Below are 21083 nucleotides of genomic sequence, written 5' to 3'. Positions count from 1 at the left end.
CCCTGGGCGCTCTCCGGCACGCGGGGCGATGCGAGCCCCGCCGGGGAGTGCTACAATCTTGCGCCTATTGATCCGCTCAATCCACTCCACAGGACTCGTCATGACCCGCAGCCCGTCCGACTCCTCCTCGACTCAATCCCCCTCGCTGAGCTACAAGGACGCCGGCGTCGACATCGATGCCGGCAATGCCCTGGTGGAGCGCATCAAGGGCGTCGCCAAGCGCACCGCCCGCCCCGAGGTGATGGGCGGCCTGGGCGGCTTCGGCGCCCTCTGCCAGCTGCCCAGCGGCTACCGCGAGCCGGTGCTGGTCTCCGGCACCGACGGCGTGGGCACCAAGCTGCGCCTGGCCATGGACCTGGGCAAGCATGACACCATCGGCATCGACCTGGTGGCCATGTGCGTCAACGACCTGGTGGTGGCCGGGGCCGAGCCGCTGCTGTTCCTCGACTACTATGCCACGGGCAAGCTGGATGTGGACATCGCCGCCGACGTGGTGAGCGGCATCGGTGCCGGCTGCGAGCAGGCCGGCTGCGCCCTGGTCGGCGGCGAAACCGCCGAGATGCCGGGCATGTACGAGGGCAGCGACTACGACCTGGCCGGCTTCTGCGTCGGCGTGGTAGAGAAGTCCGAGATCCTCGATGGCAGCCGGGTCGCCGAGGGCGACGTGCTGCTGGGCCTGGCCTCCTCCGGCCCCCACTCCAACGGCTACTCGTTGATCCGCAAGATCCTCGAGGTGAGCGGCGCCGACCTCAATACCGCCATCGACGGCCGCCCCCTGGCCGAGGCGCTGATGGCCCCGACCCGCATCTACGTCAAGCCGCTGCTGTCGCTGATCAAGGAGAGCGGCGTGGCGGTCCATGCCCTCTCGCATATCACCGGCGGCGGCCTGACCGAGAACCTGCCCCGCGTGCTCCCCGAGACCCTCACCGCCAAGGTGGATGTCACCAGCTGGACCCGCCCGGCGGTCTTCGAATGGTTGCGCGAGCAGGGCAATGTCGCCGAGGAGGAGATGTACCGGGTGCTCAACTGCGGCATCGGCATGGTGCTGGTGGTCCCCGCCGATCAGGCCGACCAGGCACGCGCCCATCTGCAGGCCCAGGGCGAAACCGTCTACCGGCTGGGTGAGATCGTTGCCCGGGACGGCGAGGCGCCCCAGGTATGCCTGGAGAACCTCGAGGCATGAGCGACGGCGATACCCTCAACGGCTTTACCCCGGAGGCGGCGGAGCCGCCCCGGGTGGTGGTGCTGATCTCCGGCTCCGGCAGCAACCTTCAGGCGCTGATCGACGCCCAGGGCTATGACGAGTTGGGCGGCGGCAAGATCGTCGCGGTGATCTCCAACCAGCCCGACGCCTATGGCCTCAAGCGCGCCAAGGAGGCAGGCATCGAGGCGGTGGCCCTGCCCCACCGGGAGTATGACAGCCGCGAGGCCTTCGATGGCGCCCTGATCAAGGTGATCGAGCGCCACGAGCCCCACCTGGTCGTGCTGGCGGGCTTTATGCGCATCCTCACGCCGCGCTTCGTGCAGCGCTTCTACGGTCGCCTGCTCAATATCCACCCCTCCCTGCTGCCCGCCTACCAGGGGCTGAATACCCATGCCCGCGCCCTGGCGGACGGCGTCGCCGAGCACGGCTGCAGCGTGCACTTCGTGACCGAGGAGCTGGATGGCGGCCCCGTGGTGCTGCAGGCCGCGGTGACTGTCGCCGAGGGCGACGACGAGGCCAGCCTCAAGGAGAAGGTCCACGCCCGGGAGCACCTGATCTACCCCATCGCGGCACGCTGGTTCCTCGAGGGGCGCCTGCGCCTGGAGGCGGAAGGCCCCACCCTGGACGGCACCCCCCTGCCCCCCCAGGGACTCAGGCTCTCCCACCAGGATGCCGCCGAGGAGCTGGACGAAGACCCCGAGCCGTAAGCTGGAAGCTGGAAGCTGGAAGCTGGAAAGCAGCCTGATGTGAATCGCCCCCATGGCCAGGCCATGGGGGCGATTTTTCTTCCCGCTTCAAGCTTCCAGGCGCGAAGCGCCGCTCTTCAAGCTTTCTTCCGGGCGAAGCCGGGTCGGGTCAGGTCCTGGGCAGGGTGACGCCGCGCTGGCCCATGTACTTGCCACCGCGGTCCTTGTAGGAGGTCTCGCAGACCTGGTCGGACTCCAGGAAAAGCATCTGAGCCACGCCCTCGTTGGCATAGATCTTCGCCGGCAGGTTGGTGGTATTGGAGAACTCCAGGGTCACATGGCCCTCCCACTCCGGCTCCAGTGGCGTCACGTTGACGATGATCCCGCAGCGGGCGTAGGTGGACTTGCCCAGGCAGATGGTCAGCACGCTGCGCGGGATGCGGAAATACTCCACGGTGCGGGCCAGGGCGAAGGAGTTGGGCGGAATGATGCAGACATCGCCCTTGACGTCGACGAAGCTCTTCTCGTCGAAGGCCTTGGGGTCCACCACCGCCGAGTGGATATTGGTGAAGACCTTGAACTCGTCGGCGCAACGCACATCGTAGCCGTAGCTGGAGGTGCCATAGGAGATGACCCGCCGGTCATCGACGTAGCGCACCTGATCAGCCTCGAAGGGTTCGATCATGCCGTGCTCGGCGGCCATGCGACGGATCCAGGAATCGGACTTGATGCTCATCGGGTCATCCACCAGGGGGTAAACGAAGAAGGGCCGCTATGATAACGGCCCCGTGCGGGAATAAAAACCACGCGACTCGCTCAGTCGCCGAAGGAGATGCTCGGCCCCGCCTCGCCTTGGGCTGCCACGCCCTCGACCACCTGGCGGGCCATGGCCCGGAAGCTGGCCGCCACCTCGCCGTCGGGCTCCGCCACCACGCTGGGACGCCCGCCATCGACCTGCTCGCGTATCGACAGGGCCAGGGGCAGCTGCCCCAGCAAGCGCGTCTCGTATTGCGCCGTCAGGCGCTCGCCGCCACCTTGGCCGAAGATCGGCTCGCTATGCCCGCATTGGGAGCAGGTGTGCAGGCTCATGTTCTCGACGATCCCCAGCACCGGCACCTTGACCTTGCGGAACATCTCGATGCCCTTGCGGGCATCCAGCAGGGCGATGTCCTGGGGCGTGGTGACGATCACCGCCCCGGCCACCGGCACCTTCTGGGAGAGGGTCAACTGGATGTCCCCGGTGCCTGGCGGCATGTCGATAAAGAGGTAATCCAGATCGTCCCAGGCGGTCTGGGTCAGCAGCTGCTGAAAGGCGCCGGCCACCATGGGGCCCCGCCACACCATGGGCTCGTTGATATCCACCAGGAAGGCCATCGACATGGCCTGGATGCCGTGCGCCTCCAGGGGCCTGAAGCGATTCTCGCCGGCCTGCTGGGGGCGAACTCCCTCGCCGATGCCCAGCATTCGGGCCTGACTGGGCCCGTAGATATCGGCATCCAGCAGGCCGACCCGATAGCCCTCGGCGGCCATGGCCAGGGCCAGGTTGACGGTCACGGTGGACTTGCCGACGCCGCCCTTGCCGGAGGCCACGGCCACGATATGCTTTACCCCTTCGATCACGATCGACTCCATCTCGCTATGAATGGCTACCGGCAGCCCGGTGGCGCCAGTATAACCCCCTCCGCCCCGCCATAACCAAGCGGGGCAGTCAACTTTTCGCCGGGCCCCTTTGCCAAGGCGCAGAGGCTGGCATAGGCTCCAACCAGGGCCCCTATTTCACCCGGCTCCAGGAACCCCCACATGTCCGTGACCTTCGCCGATCGTCATGATGCCGGCCGCCAACTGGCCGAACGCGTCGCCGCCCTGCCCGAGGGCCCCGACCCCATCGTCCTGGGCCTGCCTCGGGGCGGGGTACCGGTGGCCTGGGAGATCGCCCAGGCCCTGGCCGCGCCCCTCGACGTCTGGCTGGTACGCAAGCTGGGGCTACCCTGGAACCCGGAGGTGGCCATGGGTGCCATCGCCGAGGGCGGTGTCTGCTATCGGGATGATGCCATGATCCGAGCCCTGCGCCTCACCGAGGACGACGTCCAAGAGGTGATCGACGTCGAGAGCGCCGAACTCGAGCGCCACCGCCGGCGCTACCGGGGCAAAGCCCCGGCACCGACGCTGTCGGGCCGCCAGGTCATCCTGGTGGATGACGGCCTGGCCACCGGCGCCACCCTCGAAGCCGCGGTCGAGGCGGTGCGCCAGGCCGCTCCGGCCTGGCTGGTGGTAGCGGTACCGGTGGCCGCCCCGGAGGCCCTGGCGCGCCTGGCGACCCGGGTCGACACCCTGGTCTGCCTGCACCAGCCGCGGCAATTCCGCGCCGTGGGACAGTGGTACCGGCGCTTCGATCAGACCTCGGATGAGGAAGTCCTGCGCCTGCTGGGGCGCTAGAGAGCGGTTACTCCGGCAGGGTCTCGCCGGACCCGCCCATGGCCGAGGGCACGTCCTTCATCTTGTCCAGGCCATCATGGATGCGCAGCACCGCTTCCTGGTAGTGGACATGCAGCTTGGGCGCGAAGGGCAGGTCGGGAATCACCGCCGCATAGACGTCGACCAGCCCCATCGCCGGATGGTCGGTCATCACATGGCCACCGCATCGGGTACACCACTGGCGCTCGCTGGCCGGGGTCTTGGCATAGCGGCCCAGCAGATCGGCCCCCCGGGTCACCCTGACGCTCTCCGGCTTCCACAGGCTGAAGGCATTGACCGGCCCCGCCGACCAGCGTCGACAGGAGTCGCAGTGACAGTAGCCCATGGCCACCGGCTCTCCGCTCACCTCCAGGGTCACGGCGCCGCAGAAGCAGCCACCGACATAGGTCGCGCTCATGATCCACCTCCCGGGGCAGGACCCCATCGTCGACATGCCTCCTCAGTCTAGGTCGCAATAAGAACACCCACAGGCGGCGAGGCGTCGCAATCAGCACATTCGCCGCCCGTGAAGCGACACACACTGCCAGAGAGAGCCACGGCAACCCCCGGGAGGTGTGCCATGACCGATGCATCCATCACCAATCTGAGCCCCCGCCTGCGCTATGCCCGCCAACAGTGCCAGAGCGTCGACCAGACGCCACGGCGGGTGCCCATCAACCTGCGCCAGTCCGGCCCCACCCCTACCGAGCTGCTGATCTCCACCCGGGTGCGCAAGTCGCCCTACTGGCACCTCTCCCAGGAGGCGGGCTGCTGGCGGGCCACCGTCTACAACCGCATGTACCACCCGCGGGGCTATGTGCGCCCGGAAGACGGCGGCGCCATGGTGGAGTATCGCTCCCTGGTGGAGGACGTGACCCTCTGGAACGTGGCGGTGGAGCGCCAGATTCGCGTTAAGGGGCCCGATGCCGAGGCCTTCGTCGACAGGGTCATCACCCGCAACGCCTCCGCCATCGAGCCACTGCACGGCAAGTACGTGATCCTCTGCAACGAGGAGGGCGGCATCCTTAACGACCCGGTGCTGCTGCGCCTGGCCGAGGATGAGTTCTGGTTCTCGATCTCCGACAGCGACCTCGAGCTATGGCTGCGCGGGGTCAACCTGGGGCTGGGCTATGACGTCAGCATCGCCGAGATCGATGTGGCCCCGCTGCAGGTCCAGGGCCCCAAGTCGGAGGCCCTGCTGGTGGACCTGGTCGGCGAGGCGGTCCGCGCCCTGCCCTACTATGGCCTGCTGGAGGCGGACATCGCCGGCTGCTCGGTGGTGGTCTCGCAGACCGGCTTCACCGGCGAGAAGGGCTACGAGATCTACCTGCGCGAGGCCAGCCGGGACGCCGAGACCCTCTGGGAGGCGGTGCTGGCGACCGGAGAGAAACACAAGCTGGCGGTGATCGCCCCCGCCCACCATCGGCGTATCGCCGCCGGCATCCTCTCCTGGGGCCAGGACCTGGATCAGGAGACCCTGCCCTTCCAGTGCAACCTGGGCTATCAGGTGCCCCGCCAGAAAGCCGTGGACTATATCGGCCGCGGCGCCCTGGAGGCGGTGCGCAGCGAGCTCGATCAGGGGCGCTACCCCTTCCGGCAGATCCTGGTGGGGCTGGTGCTGGGCGGCCACCCCATCGACGACTATGCCCCCGACTTCTGGCTGATCTCCGATCATCGGAACGACGAACCCATCGGTTACGTCACCTCGCCCTGGTACTCACCGGAGCTGGGCACCAATATCGCCATGGGCTATGTGCCGGTGACCCACCAGGCCCTGGATACGCCCTTGCGGGTCTGGCTGCCGGAGCCCTATGCCGAGCGCCCCAATGAGCCGGTAGCGGCCCGGGTGGTGGCACTGCCCTTCCGCGCCTCGGTCAACCCCAGTGCCCGGGAGGCGGCCCGCTCCCGCGGCCAGGACACCGCCCTATGACCGGCCCCATGAACCGCTTCGACGACCTCGCTGCCGGCCGGCTGGGGGCCTCCTGCCCCGAACGGCCGCCGGCGGACAGCCCCCACGACGCCCTGCGCCGCCTGGTGCGCGGCTGGTCCCTGGAGGTGACCCCGCGCACCGCCGAGGGATTGACCTCACGCCCACCGCCGGCGGGCACCCAGATCTACATCACCCACTTGCCGGGCCACCCCTTCGAAGAGGTGATCGCCACCGCCGAGCGCCTCAAGACCCAGGGCTATGACCCCATCCCCCACCTGGTGGCCCGGGCCATCCCCGACCGGGACACCCTGGAGAGCTGGCTGCTGGGGCTGACCCATCGCGCCGGCATCGATGCCGTGCTGCTGCTGGCCGGCAGCCTGGCCGCCCCCCACGGCCCCTATGCCGATAGCCTGGCCCTGCTGGAGACGGTCGACCTGCGCGACCACGGCATCCACCGACTCGCCATGGCCGGCCACCCCGAGGGTCACCCCCAGGCGGCGACCGCCAGCCTGGACGCGGCCCTGGCGACCAAGCGCGACTATGCCGCCCGCCACGGCCTCGAGCCCTGGCTGGTGACCCAGTTCCTGTTCGATGCCGAGCCGCTCCTGGCCTGGCGAGCTCGCCTCGGCGCCCTGGACCTGGACCTGCCGATTCGCGCCGGCCTGCCGGGGCCGGCGAGCCTGGCCACCCTGTGGAAATACGCCCTCTCCTGCGGCGTGGGCGCCTCTCGCGCCGCCCTGGCCCAGCAGGGCAAGCGCCTCTTCAAGCTGGCGCGCCCCCAGCCGCCGACCCGCCAGGTGCTGGCCCTGGCCGAGGCGGCCGCGGACGACCTGAGCCTGCACTTCTACCCCTTCGGCGGCATCGCGGCGACCCTGGACTGGGTCGAGGCCCTCGACGAGGGCCATTTCCGCCTGACCCAGGGGACCTCGGGGCCGAGGATCGACATCGATTAGTCGCCAACCGCCACCCGCCAGTCCGACAACCAGGCCGGCCCCTCGACCCGCCAGCCGAGGACCCGCAACCAGCTGGCGACGACTCGGTTGGACTGGTGCCCGGCCCAGTAAGGCCGCGGGTGGGGCACGAAATCGAGGGCGAAACGCGGGCTGAATCGCCCCCTGGCATCGGTGAAATAGCCGTCGAGGTAACGGCTCAGGGCCCTGACGCGACGCGCCTCCACGGCCAGAGGATAGACATGCACCACCCCCTCCGGCGCCACCATGGCCAGGTCATCCGGGAGCCTGGCCCCGGGGTGAAAACCACGCCCCAGCACCGCCGGGGTAGGCCAGAGCAGGGCCGCGACGGCCTCCAGCGGGCCCTGACGACCCAGCAGATACCATCGCCGCTCGCCATAGCTGTAGCGCACCAGGCCGACCTCATCGGGCAGTACCAGGCTGGCATGGCGCCCATGATCAAGCAGGTAGGCCGTCCGCGGCTCCTCGAATCCCTCGGGGGGCAGCAGCCGGGTCGCACAGCCTCCCAGCAGCCAGCCGAGGCAAAGTAGCAACCACATCCTGGACATTGGCCCTCCTCCGTCGTCAGAGCATTCGCCAGGGCGCGCCGGTCAAGCGTTAGGGGCGAGGGTCGGCGTAGCGCCCACCTTGATCTATAGTGACCCATGAATCACGCCCGGGAGACGCGATGCCTTCGACCCCAGCTCCGCGCCTGCTGCGATTCGCCCTGCGAGTGCTGTCGGCCTTCCTGCGCAATCGCGGCATCCTGCTGGCCGGCGGCGTGGGCTACAACATCCTGCTCTCCATCATTCCGCTGTTCGCCCTGCTGGTGGTGGTTCTCTCCCACCTGGTCGACGAGGGGCAGCTGCTGGAACTGCTGGCCATCCAGGCGCATCACCTGGCACCGGCCCATGCCGATCTGCTGCTGGACGCGGTCCGCGGCCTGATCGGGAGCCGCGACGGGGTCGGCGCCCTGGGCCTGGCGGTGCTGCTGCTGTTCAGCTCCTTCGCCTTTCGCATGCTCGAGGATGCCCTGGCGATCATCTTTCACACCCCGGACATCCATCCGCCCCAGCGCAGCTTCTGGGTCTCGGTGCTGCTACCCTACGCCTTCATGCTGGTGCTGGGGGCCGCCCTGCTGACCCTCAGCCTGCTGGCCAGCCTGGTCTCCGCCCTGAACGCCCTCTGGCTAGCGCTCTTCCAGCGCGACCTGCCCCTGGCCGGGCTCTCCGAGCCGATGCTCAACCTGGTGAGTTTCCTCGGTGTCTTCGCCCTGTTCAGCGCCATCTACAAGGTGCTGCCGGTGGTCCGGGTGGCCCTCGGCCGCGCCCTGGTGGGCGGCTTCGTGGCCGCCCTGCTCTGGGAAGGGGTGCGCCTGCTGTTGCTCTTCTACTTCGCCAACCTGTCGCTGGTCAACGTGGTCTACGGCTCGGTAGCGACCCTGATCGTGGTGCTGCTGAGCCTGGAGGTCGGCGCCATCATCCTGCTGCTGGGCGCCCAGGTGATCGCCGAGCTGGAACACAATGCCCGCCTGGGGCTAGCCTGGCATATCGACCCTCGACGCCAGCCGGTGACTCGGGTCGAGTAGGAGGTGAGCTGCCGGGCTCAGTCGCCCACCCCCAGGTGATGTGCACGCTCGTCCCGGGTCACCTTGTCGATCACCACCTCCGGATGGTGACGATGAATTGCCGAGTAGATCTCCCGTTCGCGATCCTCGGGGACGTCTACCAGCATCAGGTAGGCCCCCCCTTCGATCTCTTTCTCGAACTTGTCGATCTTCACGTCATGCACCGACACGCCGATCATGGTGCTGGTCCAGATGCCGAACAGGGCGCCGAACACCGTCATCACCAGGACGGTCCAGCCCAGGCCGAAGCCCTGCTCGCCGAGCCCCAGATGCACCACCCAGCCCAGCACGGCACCGAGCACCACGCCATACTTGAGGCCCCGCACCCCGGCGTTGACCACGTCGGAGGTCTGTCGCAGGGTGGCGTTATGCACTCCCCTTTCCTGCAGGGGTTCCCACTCCTTGCCCAGCACGTGGACCTCGTCCTCGGTCAGCGACAGGTCGCTGAGCTCATGGGCGATATTGACCGTGGTATCGAGATCCGGGGCCAGAAAATATAAGCGCTGCATCATGCACCTCACATTCGCCGTGGCGTTGATAGTGCGACAAATTGTCTCATTGACAAGTTCGACCATCTTGCGAGATGCGGCAAATGGTAATATTCGCCGACCGCGGCGCCTACTCCTCCAGCACGATATCGCCGTCGAATACCACCCGCAGCTCGAGCTCGCCCACCTCCAGGGTCATGCTGGCCGCCAGCGGCTCGCCCACGGCGATCCGTCCCTCGGCCAGGGCCGCCTCCACCGCATGCTCGATCTCCCGCTGTGCGCCGATCCCGGCGCGCTTGAGGAAACGGCGAATGCTCAAGTTGAAGATCTCTTCGTTCATGGGAAAACCCTCCTGCGTGATTCTAGACGGGTGGACCGCACACCGGGTCGCCCCCGGTATCGGCCATGGCGCGACCAGGCATAATGCCGGGCCGCGCCCTGTTAGCATGGCAGCGATTGACGCCATCGGCCCAACTCGCCCAGGAGCCCTCCCAATGCATGCCAAGGACCTTATCCAGGCCTACTACGACGCCTTCAATGCCGGCGACATGGCGGCCTTCCTCGATCTGCTGACCGAAGACGTGGCCCATGACATCAATCAGGGCGAGCGCCAGGTCGGCAAGGCCGCCTTCGCCGACTTCATGGCGCATATGAACCGCTGCTACCGGGAGCGTCTCGAGGAGCTGGTGGTCCTGGTTCACCCGAGCGGCGAGCGGGCCGCCGCGGAGTTCGTGGTGCATGGCGACTACCTGGCCACCGACGAGGGGCTGCCCGAAGCCCGCGGCCAGCACTATGTGCTTCCGGCCGGCGCCTTCTTCACCCTGCGCGATGGCAAGGTGGCCCGCATCAGCAACTACTACAACCTCAATGACTGGCTGGCCCAGGTCGGTGCCACGGCCCCCTGAAGAAGCGTTGATACGCTGAGTTGAGACAAACCCACGAAAGCCGCTGCCCTCCGGCCACTCCCGCACTACGCTAATCAGTAATAAGGCGGTTGCCATCGAGGAGAGCGGGATGGAGAGCGTGCCGAGTGCAACGCCCGGAGGCGATGACGCCACCGCAGCCGATGCCGGCCCCCGGCGACGCTGGCCCTGGCGCCTGCTGCTGGTCTCGCTGCTGGCCCTGCTGGTTGCCGGCATCGCTTCCCTGCTGGCGGCCGAGGCACGCACCTCGCGCTGGCAAGCCCTGGAGCTCTCCCGCTTCGCCGAGTCGCTCGACTACCACCTCGAGCCGGGGCCCAGCGATGCCCTGCTGTTCCCCCGCCATGGCCCTTTCAACCAGCGTTTCGGTTACGTGGACCTGCCACGCTTCCAGGCGCGCCTGGAGGAGCGTGGCTACGACGTCGCCTCACAGGTCCGCTTCACCCCGGCCCTGCAGGATTACGCCAGCCGCGGCTTCTATGTGCCCTATGAAGAGAAGACCCGCACCGGCCTGACCCTCGAGGAGTGCCGCGGCCATCCCTACTACGCCGCCCGCCACCCCCAGCGCCACTATCCCCACTTCGCCGCCATCCCGCCCCTGGTGCTGGAATCCCTGCTGTTTATCGAGAATCGCGGCCTGCTGGATGCCACCCATCGCTACGCCAATCCGGCGGTGGACTGGCCGCGCTTCGCCCGAGCGGCCCTCTCCCAGGTGGGGCGGGCCCTGGAACTGGAAGAGCAGAGCGCCGGCGGCAGCACCCTGGCCACCCAGATGGAGAAGTTTCGCCACTCCCCCGGCGGGCGGACCGGCTCGGCCCGGGAGAAGCTGCGCCAGATGGTCTCCGCCAGCGTGCGCACCTACCGTCACGGCCCCGAGACCCTGACCGCCCGCCAGGACCTGGCGCGGGACTACCTCAACTCGGTCCCCCTGGCCGCGGCGCCAGGGTTCGGCGAGGTGCATGGCCTGGGAGACGGCCTCTGGGTCTGGTTCGGCGCCGACTTCGACGAGATCAATCGCCTCCTGGAGCCGGCCTTCGCCACCCCGGAAGAGCTGGCCCAGCGCGGCCAGGCACTACGCCGGGTGGTGGCACTGATGATCGCCCAGCGCCGCCCCGCCTGGTACCTCAACGGCGGCCGCGACTCCCTGGAGCGCCTGACCGACAGCTACCTGCGCCTGCTCCACGGGGCGCAACTGGTCAACACCGAGCTACGCGATGCCGCCCTCGCCCAGCGCCTCGAGTTTCGCGACTTCGACGCCGAGCCGGTGACCCATCGCCTACCCACCGACAAGGGCCGCCAGGTAGCCCGGACTCAACTGGCCCGCCTGCTGGGGCTCTCCTTCTATGACCTGGATCGCCTCGACCTGGAGGCCAGCACCACCCTGCATGGCGAACTCCAGGCAAGGGTCACCGACTACCTGGAGAGCCTCGCCGACCCCGAGGTGGCCGCCGAGGTGGGCATCCTCGGTCACCGCCTGCTGAGCGCCGAGCGCACCGCCGACGTCACCTACAGCTTCACCCTCTTCGAACGCAGCGAGGCGGGCTTCCTGGTGCGGGTGCAGACCGACAACACCGGCCAACCCTTCGACCTCAACGAGAGCAGCAAGCTGGAACTGGGTTCCACCGCCAAGCTGCGCGTGCTCACCACCTACCTGGAGATCCTCGCCGAGTTGCACGAACAGTACCGCCACCGGGAAGCCGCGGAACTGCGCGACATCCCCGTGGATCGCCAGGATGTGCTGACCCGCTGGGTGATCGATCGCCTGCTGGCCGAACCGGCACTCCCCCTGGAAGCCCTGCTGGAGCAGGCCATGGCCCGACGCTACTCGGCGAGCCCCCATGAGCGCTTCTTCACCGGCGGCGGCCAGCACACCTTCAGCAACTTCCGCAACGAGGACAATCACCGCAACGCCACCCTCACCGAAGCAATGCAGGAGTCCCTCAACCTGCCCTTCGTACGCCTGATGCGGGACATCGTCAATCACCATATCTATCGCCATCCGGATCGTCGGCGCCTGCTGGAGAATGACGCCCACCCGCTGCGCATGCTCTACCTGAGCCGCTTCGCCGACCGGGAGGGCCGCGTCTTCCTGGAACGCTTCTGGCGCAAGTACCGCGCCCTCGACCCCGACGCGCGCCTGGAGACCCTGTTCGACGGCATTCGCCCCCATGCCTCGCGGCTCGCCGCCGCCCACCGCTATGTGCTGCCCGACGCCGATCTCGAGACCTTCCACGCCTTTATCCGCGGGCGCCTGGGCGATGCCGTCCCCGAGGCGCGCATCGAACGCCTCTACCGGGATTACGGCCCGGGCGCCTTCGATCTCAACGACCAGGGCTACCTGGCCCGGATCCACCCCCTGGAACTGTGGCTGGTGCGCCACCTCCAGGCCCGCCCCCAGGCCAGCTACCGGGAACTGGCCTCGGCCAGTACCGGCGAGCGCCAGGCCATCTACCAGTGGCTCTTCACCTCCCGGCACCGGGGCGGCCGGGATACGCGGATTCGCATCCTGCTAGAGGCGGATGCCTTCGAAGAGATCCATGAGCGCTGGGCCCGGGTCGGCTTCCCCTTCGAGCGCCTGGTGCCCTCACTGGCCACTGCCATCGGCAGCTCCGGGGATCGCCCGGCGGCCCTCGCCGAGCTGGTGGGTATCATCCTCAACGATGGGGTGCGCCTGCCGACCCTGCGCATCGACGGCCTGCACTTCGCCGCCGACACCCCCTTCGAGACGCGCCTGACCCCCGCCGCAGGCCGCGGCGAGCGGGTCATGGCCCCCGAAGTGGCCGCCACCCTGCGCCACACCCTGGCCCAGGTGGTGGAGGACGGCACGGCGCGGCGCCTGCAGGGCAGCTACCTGGAGGAGGATGGCACCGCCCTGATCCTGGGCGGCAAGACCGGCACCGGCAATAACCGCTTCGAGACCCGGGGCCGTAGCGGGCAACTGCTCGACTCCCAGGCCCGCAGCCGCACTGCCACCTTCGTCTTCTACCTGGGCGACCGCCACTTCGGCACCCTCACCGCCTATGTGCCGGGTCGCGATTCCGACGACTTCCGTTTCACCTCGGCGCTGCCGGTGCAGATCCTCAAGGGCATGGAGCCCCTGCTGCGCCAGCACCTCGGCGATGGCTGCCGTCAGTCACCCCCCAGCGGGCTGATGGTCTCCAGTGACAGCGAGCGCCCCTCGCCCGGGGCATAGCGAAAGGTCCCCACCACCCGTACCTCGCGCCCCAACAGGGGCGCCGCCGTTTCCTGGGGGAAGAGCTCCACCCGATTGAGCGCTTCGTCCTCGATCCAGTAGTGCAACGGCGTCTCGAAGCGACGCACCACCCCCTGGGTGATCACCCGCTGGCCATCGAAGCCCTGGGGATCGCTCGCCAGCATCTGCAGCGGCACCTCCCGGGCCTCGCCGCCACCACAACCGACCAGGGCCAGCAGCATGGCGGCCATCATGACTCTCATCTCTTCTCCTCCCACGGATTTACCGCGGCGGACTATGCTTGTGAAGAGGCCAGGGCGTCATGGCCTCGCGTTCCGCAGGGAGGCATCCTCCATTCCCCCCGGCCTCCGGCCGAAGGAGCCCCCACCATGGCCATGGCAATGACCCTAAGGGAGTACCTTAGATCCCAGGATATCGACTACGAGGAAGTGCGCCACCCCCGCGCAATCAGCGCCGATCATATCGCCGAGCAGAGCCATATCACCGGCGATCAGTTGGCCAAGGCGGTGATGCTGCACGGCGACAGCGGTAATCGCCTGGCGGTGGTGCCCGGCAGCTGCGACGTCGACATGGTGCGCCTCACCGAGCTGATGCATGAGCGCCTGAGACTCGCCTCCGAGGAGGAGATCCAGCGCCACTTCGACGACTGCGACCCCGGTGCCACCACCCCCCTGGGCCAGGCCTATGGCCTGGAGGTGTGGGTCGATGATCGCCTCACCGCCGAGCCGGACATCTACTTCGAGGCCGGCGACCACGAGACCCTGGTACACATGAGCGGCCGCGACTTCCAGAAGCTGATGGCCAGCATGCCCCACGGCCACTTCAGCCTGCACCACTGAGCCTCGCCGCCACCGCCCCGGTGGCGGCGCTTTTGCGGGCCCGCGGTCGAGCGGGTAGAATGCCGCCCCCACCCGCCAGCCCAAGCTCGTCGATCCTCATGAACTATCTGATCAAGCTGTTTCCCGAGATCACCATCAAGTCCAAGTCGGCCCGCAAGAACCTGATCAAGTGCCTGCGCCGTAACCTGCGCAAGGTGGTCGACGAGCATGACCCCGAGGCCCGCCTGAGCGCCTCCTGGGACGCCATCGAGATCGCCCTGAACCGGCCGCTGGCGACCGAGGCCCTGGCCGAGTTCGAGGCCGCCCTGGGGCGGGTGCCCGGCATCCACGAGGTGCTGGCGGTGGAGAACTCCCCCCTGGGCGACTTCGACGCCATCGCCGAGCGGGTACTGCCGCTGTGGCTGCCGCGCATCGCCGGCAAGTCCTTCCGGGTCAGGGTCAAGCGCAAGGGCCGCCACGACTTCACCTCCGCCGACCTGGAACGCTACCTGGGCGGCAAACTGCTGGCCGGTGCCGAGGGCGCCCGGGTCGACCTCAGCCGCCCCGAGGAGACCCTGGCGCTGGAGGTCAATCGCGAGCGCCTGCAGCTGATCGGGCGGCGCTGGCCGGGGCTCGGCGGCTACCCCCTGGGCACCCAGGAGAGCGCCCTGGTGCTGATGTCCGGTGGCTACGACTCCCCGGTGGCGGCCTATCGCATGATGCGCCGCGGGGTGAAGAGCCACTTCCTGTTCTTCAACCTGGGCGGCCCCGCCCACGAGCAGGGGGTGCGCGCCATCAGCCACTACCTCTGGCAGCGCTACAGCCCCACCCACAAGGTGAACTTCATTTCGGTGCCCTTCGAGGGGGTGGTCAAGGAGATCCTCACCACCATTCCCGATCACCTGATGGGGGTGGTGCTCAAACGCATGATGCTGCGGGTCGCCGAGCGGGTCGCCGCCCGGGCACGGATTCCCGCCCTGGTCACCGGCGAGGCGATCGCCCAGGTCTCCAGCCAGAGCCTGCACAACCTGGCGATGATCGACGCCGTCACCGAACGCCTGGTGCTGCGCCCGGTGGTGGCCGACGACAAGCAGACCATCATCGACGAGGCGCGCCATATCGGCACCGCCGCCTTCTCCGAGAGCATGCCGGAATACTGCGGGGTGATCTCCAACCGCCCCAGCCTCAAGGTCAAGCGCGGCGAGCTGGAAGAGGCCGAGGCCGGCTTCGACTTCACCGTGCTGGAGACGGCCCTGGAGATGGCCACTCGCACCCGCTCGGACCGCCTGATCGCCGACCAGGCCAGCCTGCCGGAGATCACCACCCTGGACGGCGAGGCCGCCCTGGCCACGGCCCCCAGGGTCAGCGTGATCGATATCCGCCACCCGGACGAGCGCGAGGCCGCGCCCCTGTCGTTGCCCGACACCGAACTGCTGGCCATCCCCTTCTTCGAGCTCCAGGAGCGTGCCCCGGCGCTACCCCGGGATCGCCACTACCTGCTCTACTGCGACCAGGGGGTGATGAGCCGCATGCAGGCCCTGCACCTGGCCGACCAGGGCCTCGCGCATTTCGGCGTCTATCGCCGTTAGGGCGACCTGCCCCCAGCGCCCCTGGTCCCAGTGGCGCTGGGGTCGGCTAATCACCGGGCCAAGGGTGCAGCCCGTCCCGAAGCCGGCTACAATCGACGCCTGATTTCACGGACATTTTCCGCGTGGGGGCGCGCCCTCCACCCAAGCACGGGAACCCTAGAGTCGCCATGCCGAATTCCGCCAGCGCTCCGCGCAAGATCCTGGTCACCAGCGCCCTGCCCTACGCCAATGGCGCCATCCACCTGGGCCACCTGCTGGAATATATCCAGACCGATATCTGGGTTCGCTTCCAGAAGAGCCGTGGCCACCAGTGTCACTACGTCTGCGCCGACGACGCCCATGGCACCGCCATCATGCTGCGCGCCGAGCAGGAGGGCATAACCTCCGAGGCGCTGATCGACCGGGTCAGCCAGGAGCACCAGCGGGACTTCGCCCACTTCGGGGTGGCCTTCGACAACTACCACTCCACCCACTCCGACGAGAACCGCTATTTCAGCGAGCTGATCTACACCCGGCTGCGCGACAAGGGGCATATCGCCACCCGCGATATCGAGCAGATGTACGACCCGGTCAAGGGCCTATTCCTGGCCGACCGCTTCATCAAGGGCACCTGCCCCAAGTGCAAGACCGCCGACCAGTACGGCGACAACTGCGAGGCCTGCGGCGCCACCTATACCCCGGCGGAGCTGATCGACCCGGTCTCGGCGATCTCCGGCGCCACCCCCGAGGTGAGAAGCTCCACCCACTACTTCTTCAAGCTGCCCGACTTCGCCGGCTTCCTCGACGACTGGATCAATGACGGCCATGTCCAACCGCAGATCCGCAACAAGCTGATGGAGTGGTTCGAGGCCGGCTTCAACGAGTGGGACATCTCCCGGGACGCCCCCTACTTCGGCTTCGAGATCCCCGACGCCCCGGGCAAGTACTTCTATGTCTGGCTGGATGCCCCCATCGGCTACCTGGCCAGCTTCAAGAACCTGTGCGACAAGCAGGGGCTGGACTTCGACGCCTACTGGCAGAAGGACAGCGACGCCGAGGTCTACCATTTCATCGGCAAGGACATCGTCTACTTCCATGCGCTCTTCTGGCCGGCCATGCTGCACGGCGCCGACCTGCGCACCCCCACGGCGGTGAACTGCCACGGCTTCGTCACCGTCAACGGCGCCAAGATGTCCAAGTCCCGGGGCACCTTCATCAAGGCCGCCACCTACGCCGAGTACCTGAACCCGGAGTATCTGCGCTACTACTTCGCCGCCAAGCTCACCTCCCGGGTCGATGACCTGGACCTCAACCTCGATGACTTCGCCGCCCGGGTCAACAGCGACCTGGTCGGCAAGGTGGTCAATATCGCCAGCCGCTGCGCCGGCTTCGTCAAGAAGCTCGGCGACGGCCGGCTCTCCGCCCACTGCGCCGAGCCGGAGCGGGTGGCGCGCTTTATCGCCGCCGGCGACGAGATCGCCGAACAATTCGAGGCCCGCGAGTTCGGTCGCGCCATGCGCCTGATCATGGAGCTGGCCGACGAGGCCAACACCTACATCGCCGAGGCCGAGCCCTGGGTACTGGCCAAGCAGGCCGGTCGCGAGCAGGAGGTGCTGGAGATCTGCTCGGTGGGCCTCAACCTCTTCCGCCAGTTGATGGTCTACCTGGCCCCGGTGGTACCGGCCATGGCCGAGGGGGCACGGAACTTCCTGAAGCTCGAGAGCCTCGATTGGGAGAGTCGTCAGGCGGTGCTGCTGGATCACGAGATCGCCAAGTTCAAGCCGCTGATGACCCGCGTCGAGCGTGACAAGATCGATGCCATGATGGCGGCATCCAAGGAGGACCTGGTGGAAGAACAGAAACTCAAGGAGACCCCCAGGGGTCCCCTCGCCGAGGACCCCATCGGCCCCGAAATCACCTTCGACGACTTCGCCAGGGTCGATCTGCGCATCGCCCGCATCGCCAAGGCGGAGTACGTGGAGAAGGCCGACAAGCTGCTCAAGCTGACCCTCGACCTGGGCGGCGAGAGCCGCACCGTCTTCGCCGGCATCCGCGCCGCCTATGCCCCGGAAGCCCTGGAGGGACGCCTCACCGTGATGGTGGCCAACCTGGCGCCGCGCAAGATGCGCTTCGGTGTCTCCGAGGGCATGGTACTGGCCGCCGGCAACGACGACGGCATCTACCTGCTGTCGCCGGATTCCGGCGCCGAGCCGGGCCAGCGGGTACGGTGAGACGAGACAGCGGGCGGCGCCAGGCGCCGCCCCGGGAATGGCGATGAGCGACTTCCTGCTGATCCTGGTGAGTACCGCCCTGGTCAACAACTTCGTGCTGGTGCAGTTCCTCGGGCTGTGCCCCTTCATGGGCGTCTCCAACAAGCTGGAGTCGGCCATCGGCATGGCCGCGGCCACCACCTTCGTGCTGACCCTCTCGGCCCTGGTCAGCCACCTGGTCTACCACCAGCTACTGGCCCCCCTGGGGCTCGAGTACCTGCGCATCATCGCCTTTATCCTGGTGATCGCCGCCGTGGTGCAGTTCACCGAACTGATGGTCAGGAAAACCAGCCCCCTGCTGCATCAGGTGCTGGGCATTTTCCTGCCGCTGATCACCACCAACTGCGCCGTGCTGGGGGTGGCCCTGCTCTCGGTGCGCCGGGAGTCGAGCCTGATCGAGGCCGGCCTCTACGGGCTGGGCGCGGCCCTGGGCTTCTCCCTGGTCTTGGTGCTCTTCGCCGCCCTGCGCGAGCGCCTGGCCCTGGCCGACGTGCCGCGCCCCTTCCGCGGCGCGGCCATCGCCATGATCAGCGCCAGCCTGATGTCGCTGGCCTTCATGGGCTTCGCCGGGCTGGTCCAGGGGTAATCATGCCGGACATTATCGCCGCCATTCTGGTGCTGCTCGGCCTGGCGCTGGCCTTCGGCGCCCTGCTGGGCTTCGCCGCCGAGCGCTTCCGGGTCGAGGGCGACCCCGTCGTCGAGAAGATCGATGCCCTGCTGCCTCAGACCCAGTGTGGCCAGTGCGGCTACCCGGGTTGTCGCCCCTATGCCGAGGCGATCGGCCAGGGCGAGGCAATCAACAAGTGTCCCCCCGGGGGCGAAGCCACCATCGCGGCCCTGGCCGACCTGCTGGGGCGCGAGCCCGAGCCCCTGGACGGCGAGGCCCAGGACGAGCCCCGGGTGGCCTTTATCCGCGAGGACGAGTGCATCGGCTGCACCAAGTGCATCCAGGCCTGTCCGGTGGATGCCATCCTCGGCGCCGCCCGGCAGATGCATACGGTGATCGCCGAGGAGTGCACCGGCTGCGACCTCTGTCTCGATCCCTGCCCGGTGGACTGCATCGAGCTGCGCCCCCGGGAACCGAATGCCTGGCACGGGCCACGCCCAGCGCTGATCACCAGCGATCGTCTCGACCCGCGTGTCGGGGCGGAGGGAGTGACGAGATGAGCCGCGCCTTCGACTTTCCCGGCGGCATCCACCCGCCCACCCGCAAGGCCCGGAGCACCCGGGAACCGCTGCGCGAGGCGCCGCTGCCCCGCCGTGTCGTCCTGCCCTTGGCCCAGCATCGCGGCCAGCCCGCCGTGCCCTGCGTGGCGGTCGGCGAGCGGGTGCGTACCGGCCAGGTGATCGCCCGCCCCCAGGGCCGCGTCTCCGCCGCCCTGCATGCCAGTATCAGCGGCACCGTCAGCGCCATCGAGCCGCGCCCCGTTCCCCACCCCGGCGACCTCACCGCCCCCTGCATCGTGATCGAGGGTGACGGCGCCGACGACTGGGCCCCGATGCCGGCGCTGGCGTGGCGCGACACGCCCACGGAGGCCCTGCACCGACGCCTCGCCGAGAGCGGCCTGGTGGGCCTGGGCGGCGCCGGCTTCCCCAGCCAGATCAAGGCGCGCCTCGGCGAGCATCACCCCATCGACACCCTGGTGGTCAATGCCGCCGAGTGCGAGCCCTATATCAGCGCCGACGACCTGACCCTGCGCCACCATGCCGCCGAGGTCCTCGAAGGCGCCCGGCTGCTGGCCCACCTGCTGGGCGCCGAACGGATCCTGGTGGGCATCGAGGATGACAAGCCCGAGGCCCTCGCCGCCCTGAACACGGCAATCGCCGCTGCCGAGGGCATGCCCGCCATCGAGCTAAAGGTAATCGAGACCCGTTACCCCAGCGGCGGCGAGGCGCAGCTGATTCGCCGCCTGCTGGGGCGTCAGGTTCCCGGCGGGGGGCTGCCCGCCGATGTGGGGGTGGTCTGCCATAACCCCGGCACCTTGTGGGCGGCCCTCGAGGCGGTACGCGATGGTCGCCCCCTCGTCTCCCGGGTGGTGACCCTGACCGGCGAGGCCCTGGCACGCCCCGGCAACGTGATCGCCCGCCTGGGCACGCCGCTGGCCGAGCTGCTGGAGGACGCCGGCCTCGACCCGGATCGCCTGGCCCGGCTGGTGATGGGCGGCCCGCTGATGGGCCAGCCCCTGGCGCGCCTCGACCTACCGCTGGTCAAGAGCACCAACTGCCTGATCGCCGCCAGCGCCGAGGAGCTGCCGGCACCGCCCCCGCCGCGGCCCTGCATCCGCTGCGGCGACTGCGAGACGGCCTGCCCGGTGGCCCTGGCCCCCCAACGCCTGTTCGCCTTCGCCCAGGCCAAGAGCGACGACAAGGCCCGGGAACTGGCACTCTTCGACTGCATCGAGTGTGGCGCCTGCGACTATGTGTGCCCCAGCCACCTGCCCCTGGTGAGTCAGTTCCGCGCCGCCAAGGATCGCCTGCGTCGCCAGGAGGCCGAGGCCCGGCGGGCCGAGCATGCCCGCCACCGCTACGAGGGCCGGCAGGCACGCCTGGAGCGGGAAGCCGCCGAGAAGGAGGCACGGCGCCAGGCACGACGCCAGGCGGCCAGCCGCCCCCCATCAGGCCCCGCCCCACAGGCCAGGGCCCAGGATAGCGGCGGCGGCCAGGACGCGGTCAAGAGCCTGCGTATCGCCCAGGCCGCCGCCAAGGCGGCGCTACGCAAGGCGGAGCGCGCCCTGGCCCGGGCCAGCGATGCCGATGAAGCGACCCTGGCCGACCTGGAGACCCAGCGCACCACCGCCGAGGAGCACCTCAAGGCCGCCGAGGCCCGCCTCCAGACGGCCCAGACCCGGAACGACGCCCAGAGCAGCGCCGAGGAGAGCCCATGAGCCCGATCCGTGCCAGCTCGGCCCAGGCGGGCGCACAGTACGAATCCCGCAACGCCCCCAGGAACGACG

Annotated in this window: 21 protein-coding genes; 14 read left to right on the top strand and 7 right to left on the bottom strand. The window is 68.6% G+C overall.

Going from position 1 to position 21083, the window contains the following annotated elements:
• Positions 1-100 precede the first annotated feature (100 nt).
• Entirely contained in the window at positions 101-1183 is a 1083-nt protein-coding gene (purM, locus tag IHD13_RS16660) for a phosphoribosylformylglycinamidine cyclo-ligase (RefSeq protein ID WP_195862166.1), read from the top strand.
• The gene (gene purN, locus IHD13_RS16655; protein WP_195862165.1) at positions 1180-1911 is read left to right on the top strand and encodes a phosphoribosylglycinamide formyltransferase; all 732 of its coding nucleotides are present in this window, start codon (positions 1180-1182) and stop codon (positions 1909-1911) included. Before purM ends, purN begins: the two co-directional genes overlap by 4 nt.
• A gap of 148 nt (positions 1912-2059) precedes the next feature.
• Here purN and dcd read toward each other — a convergent pair whose 3' ends face one another.
• Complete coding sequence (dcd, locus tag IHD13_RS16650; RefSeq protein WP_195862164.1) at positions 2060-2626, bottom strand: dCTP deaminase; 567 nt, start codon at positions 2624-2626, stop codon at positions 2060-2062.
• Between the two features lie 80 nt (positions 2627-2706).
• On the bottom strand, positions 2707-3507 hold the full coding sequence (gene apbC, locus IHD13_RS16645; RefSeq protein WP_195862174.1) for an iron-sulfur cluster carrier protein ApbC: 801 nt from the start codon (positions 3505-3507) through the stop codon (positions 2707-2709).
• Positions 3508-3690: 183 nt separating this feature from the next.
• Between apbC and IHD13_RS16640 the strand changes: the two genes are divergently transcribed.
• Entirely contained in the window at positions 3691-4326 is a 636-nt protein-coding gene (locus IHD13_RS16640; protein ID WP_195862163.1) for a phosphoribosyltransferase, read from the top strand.
• A gap of 7 nt (positions 4327-4333) precedes the next feature.
• Here the strand turns inward: IHD13_RS16640 and IHD13_RS16635 are convergent, their stop codons facing one another.
• Positions 4334-4762 carry a GFA family protein gene (locus tag IHD13_RS16635; protein WP_195862162.1) on the bottom strand — a complete coding sequence of 143 codons (429 nt, stop codon included), beginning with the start codon at positions 4760-4762 and terminating at the stop codon, positions 4334-4336.
• Positions 4763-4924: 162 nt separating this feature from the next.
• Between IHD13_RS16635 and IHD13_RS16630 the strand changes: the two genes are divergently transcribed.
• Positions 4925-6274 carry a glycine cleavage T C-terminal barrel domain-containing protein gene (locus tag IHD13_RS16630; protein WP_195862161.1) on the top strand — a complete coding sequence of 450 codons (1350 nt, stop codon included), beginning with the start codon at positions 4925-4927 and terminating at the stop codon, positions 6272-6274.
• Entirely contained in the window at positions 6271-7227 is a 957-nt protein-coding gene (locus IHD13_RS16625) for a hypothetical protein (RefSeq protein WP_195862160.1), read from the top strand. Before IHD13_RS16630 ends, IHD13_RS16625 begins: the two co-directional genes overlap by 4 nt.
• On the opposite strand, the gene IHD13_RS16620 is transcribed toward IHD13_RS16625, so the two are convergent.
• Positions 7224-7784: a hypothetical protein gene (locus IHD13_RS16620; RefSeq protein WP_195862159.1), complete on the bottom strand. Its 561-nt coding sequence runs from the start codon at positions 7782-7784 to the stop codon at positions 7224-7226. The genes IHD13_RS16625 and IHD13_RS16620 overlap by 4 nt on opposite strands.
• A gap of 128 nt (positions 7785-7912) precedes the next feature.
• On the opposite strand from IHD13_RS16620, the gene IHD13_RS16615 reads away from it, so the two are divergent.
• Positions 7913-8812 (top strand): YihY/virulence factor BrkB family protein, encoded by a 900-nt coding sequence (locus IHD13_RS16615; RefSeq protein ID WP_195862158.1) that lies wholly within the window; start codon positions 7913-7915, stop codon positions 8810-8812.
• Between the two features lie 17 nt (positions 8813-8829).
• Here the strand turns inward: IHD13_RS16615 and IHD13_RS16610 are convergent, their stop codons facing one another.
• Together IHD13_RS16610 and IHD13_RS16605 are read right to left on the bottom strand one after the other, a co-directional pair.
• Positions 8830-9363, bottom strand: coding sequence for a DUF1269 domain-containing protein (locus IHD13_RS16610; RefSeq protein WP_230086387.1), 534 nt, complete (start codon positions 9361-9363; stop codon positions 8830-8832).
• 106 nt (positions 9364-9469) lie between these two features.
• Positions 9470-9679: a DUF6494 family protein gene (locus IHD13_RS16605; RefSeq protein WP_195862157.1), complete on the bottom strand. Its 210-nt coding sequence runs from the start codon at positions 9677-9679 to the stop codon at positions 9470-9472.
• Between the two features lie 154 nt (positions 9680-9833).
• On the opposite strand from IHD13_RS16605, the gene IHD13_RS16600 reads away from it, so the two are divergent.
• Positions 9834-10244, top strand: a complete 411-nt coding sequence (locus IHD13_RS16600; RefSeq protein ID WP_195862156.1) for a ketosteroid isomerase-related protein — start codon at positions 9834-9836, stop codon at positions 10242-10244.
• A gap of 109 nt (positions 10245-10353) precedes the next feature.
• On the top strand, positions 10354-13452 hold the full coding sequence (locus IHD13_RS16595; RefSeq protein ID WP_195862155.1) for a transglycosylase domain-containing protein: 3099 nt from the start codon (positions 10354-10356) through the stop codon (positions 13450-13452).
• Here the strand turns inward: IHD13_RS16595 and IHD13_RS16590 are convergent.
• The gene (locus tag IHD13_RS16590; protein ID WP_195862154.1) at positions 13389-13715 is read right to left on the bottom strand and encodes a hypothetical protein; all 327 of its coding nucleotides are present in this window, start codon (positions 13713-13715) and stop codon (positions 13389-13391) included. The two genes, IHD13_RS16595 and IHD13_RS16590, sit on opposite strands and share 64 nt — an antisense overlap.
• Before the next feature lie 126 nt (positions 13716-13841).
• Here IHD13_RS16590 and IHD13_RS16585 point away from each other — a divergent pair, with 126 nt between their 5' ends.
• The 6 genes from IHD13_RS16585 to rsxC all read left to right on the top strand — a co-directional run bounded on the left by IHD13_RS16585 (position 13842) and on the right by rsxC (position 21014).
• Positions 13842-14312 carry an aminoacyl-tRNA deacylase gene (locus tag IHD13_RS16585; RefSeq protein ID WP_195862153.1) on the top strand — a complete coding sequence of 157 codons (471 nt, stop codon included), beginning with the start codon at positions 13842-13844 and terminating at the stop codon, positions 14310-14312.
• A gap of 98 nt (positions 14313-14410) precedes the next feature.
• Positions 14411-15880, top strand: coding sequence for a tRNA uracil 4-sulfurtransferase ThiI (gene thiI / locus IHD13_RS16580; protein ID WP_195862152.1), 1470 nt, complete (start codon positions 14411-14413; stop codon positions 15878-15880).
• Between the two features lie 167 nt (positions 15881-16047).
• A complete protein-coding gene (gene metG / locus IHD13_RS16575) occupies positions 16048-18090 on the top strand; it encodes a methionine--tRNA ligase (RefSeq protein WP_195862151.1) in 2043 nt (680 codons plus the stop codon).
• 43 nt (positions 18091-18133) lie between these two features.
• Positions 18134-18715 (top strand): electron transport complex subunit RsxA, encoded by a 582-nt coding sequence (gene rsxA, locus IHD13_RS16570; RefSeq protein WP_195862150.1) that lies wholly within the window; start codon positions 18134-18136, stop codon positions 18713-18715.
• Positions 18716-18717: 2 nt separating this feature from the next.
• On the top strand, positions 18718-19296 hold the full coding sequence (gene rsxB / locus IHD13_RS16565) for an electron transport complex subunit RsxB (protein WP_195862149.1): 579 nt from the start codon (positions 18718-18720) through the stop codon (positions 19294-19296).
• Positions 19293-21014 carry an electron transport complex subunit RsxC gene (gene rsxC / locus IHD13_RS16560; RefSeq protein WP_195862148.1) on the top strand — a complete coding sequence of 574 codons (1722 nt, stop codon included), beginning with the start codon at positions 19293-19295 and terminating at the stop codon, positions 21012-21014. Before rsxB ends, rsxC begins: the two co-directional genes overlap by 4 nt.
• Positions 21015-21083: the final 69 nt, after the last annotated feature.

Origin of the sequence: Halomonas sp. 328, from assembly GCF_015645095.1 — a bacterium.
GTDB lineage: Bacteria > Pseudomonadota > Gammaproteobacteria > Pseudomonadales > Halomonadaceae > Bisbaumannia.
The sequence above is the reverse complement of the archived record's forward strand: the minus strand, read 5'-3'. Positions and strand labels throughout refer to the sequence as shown.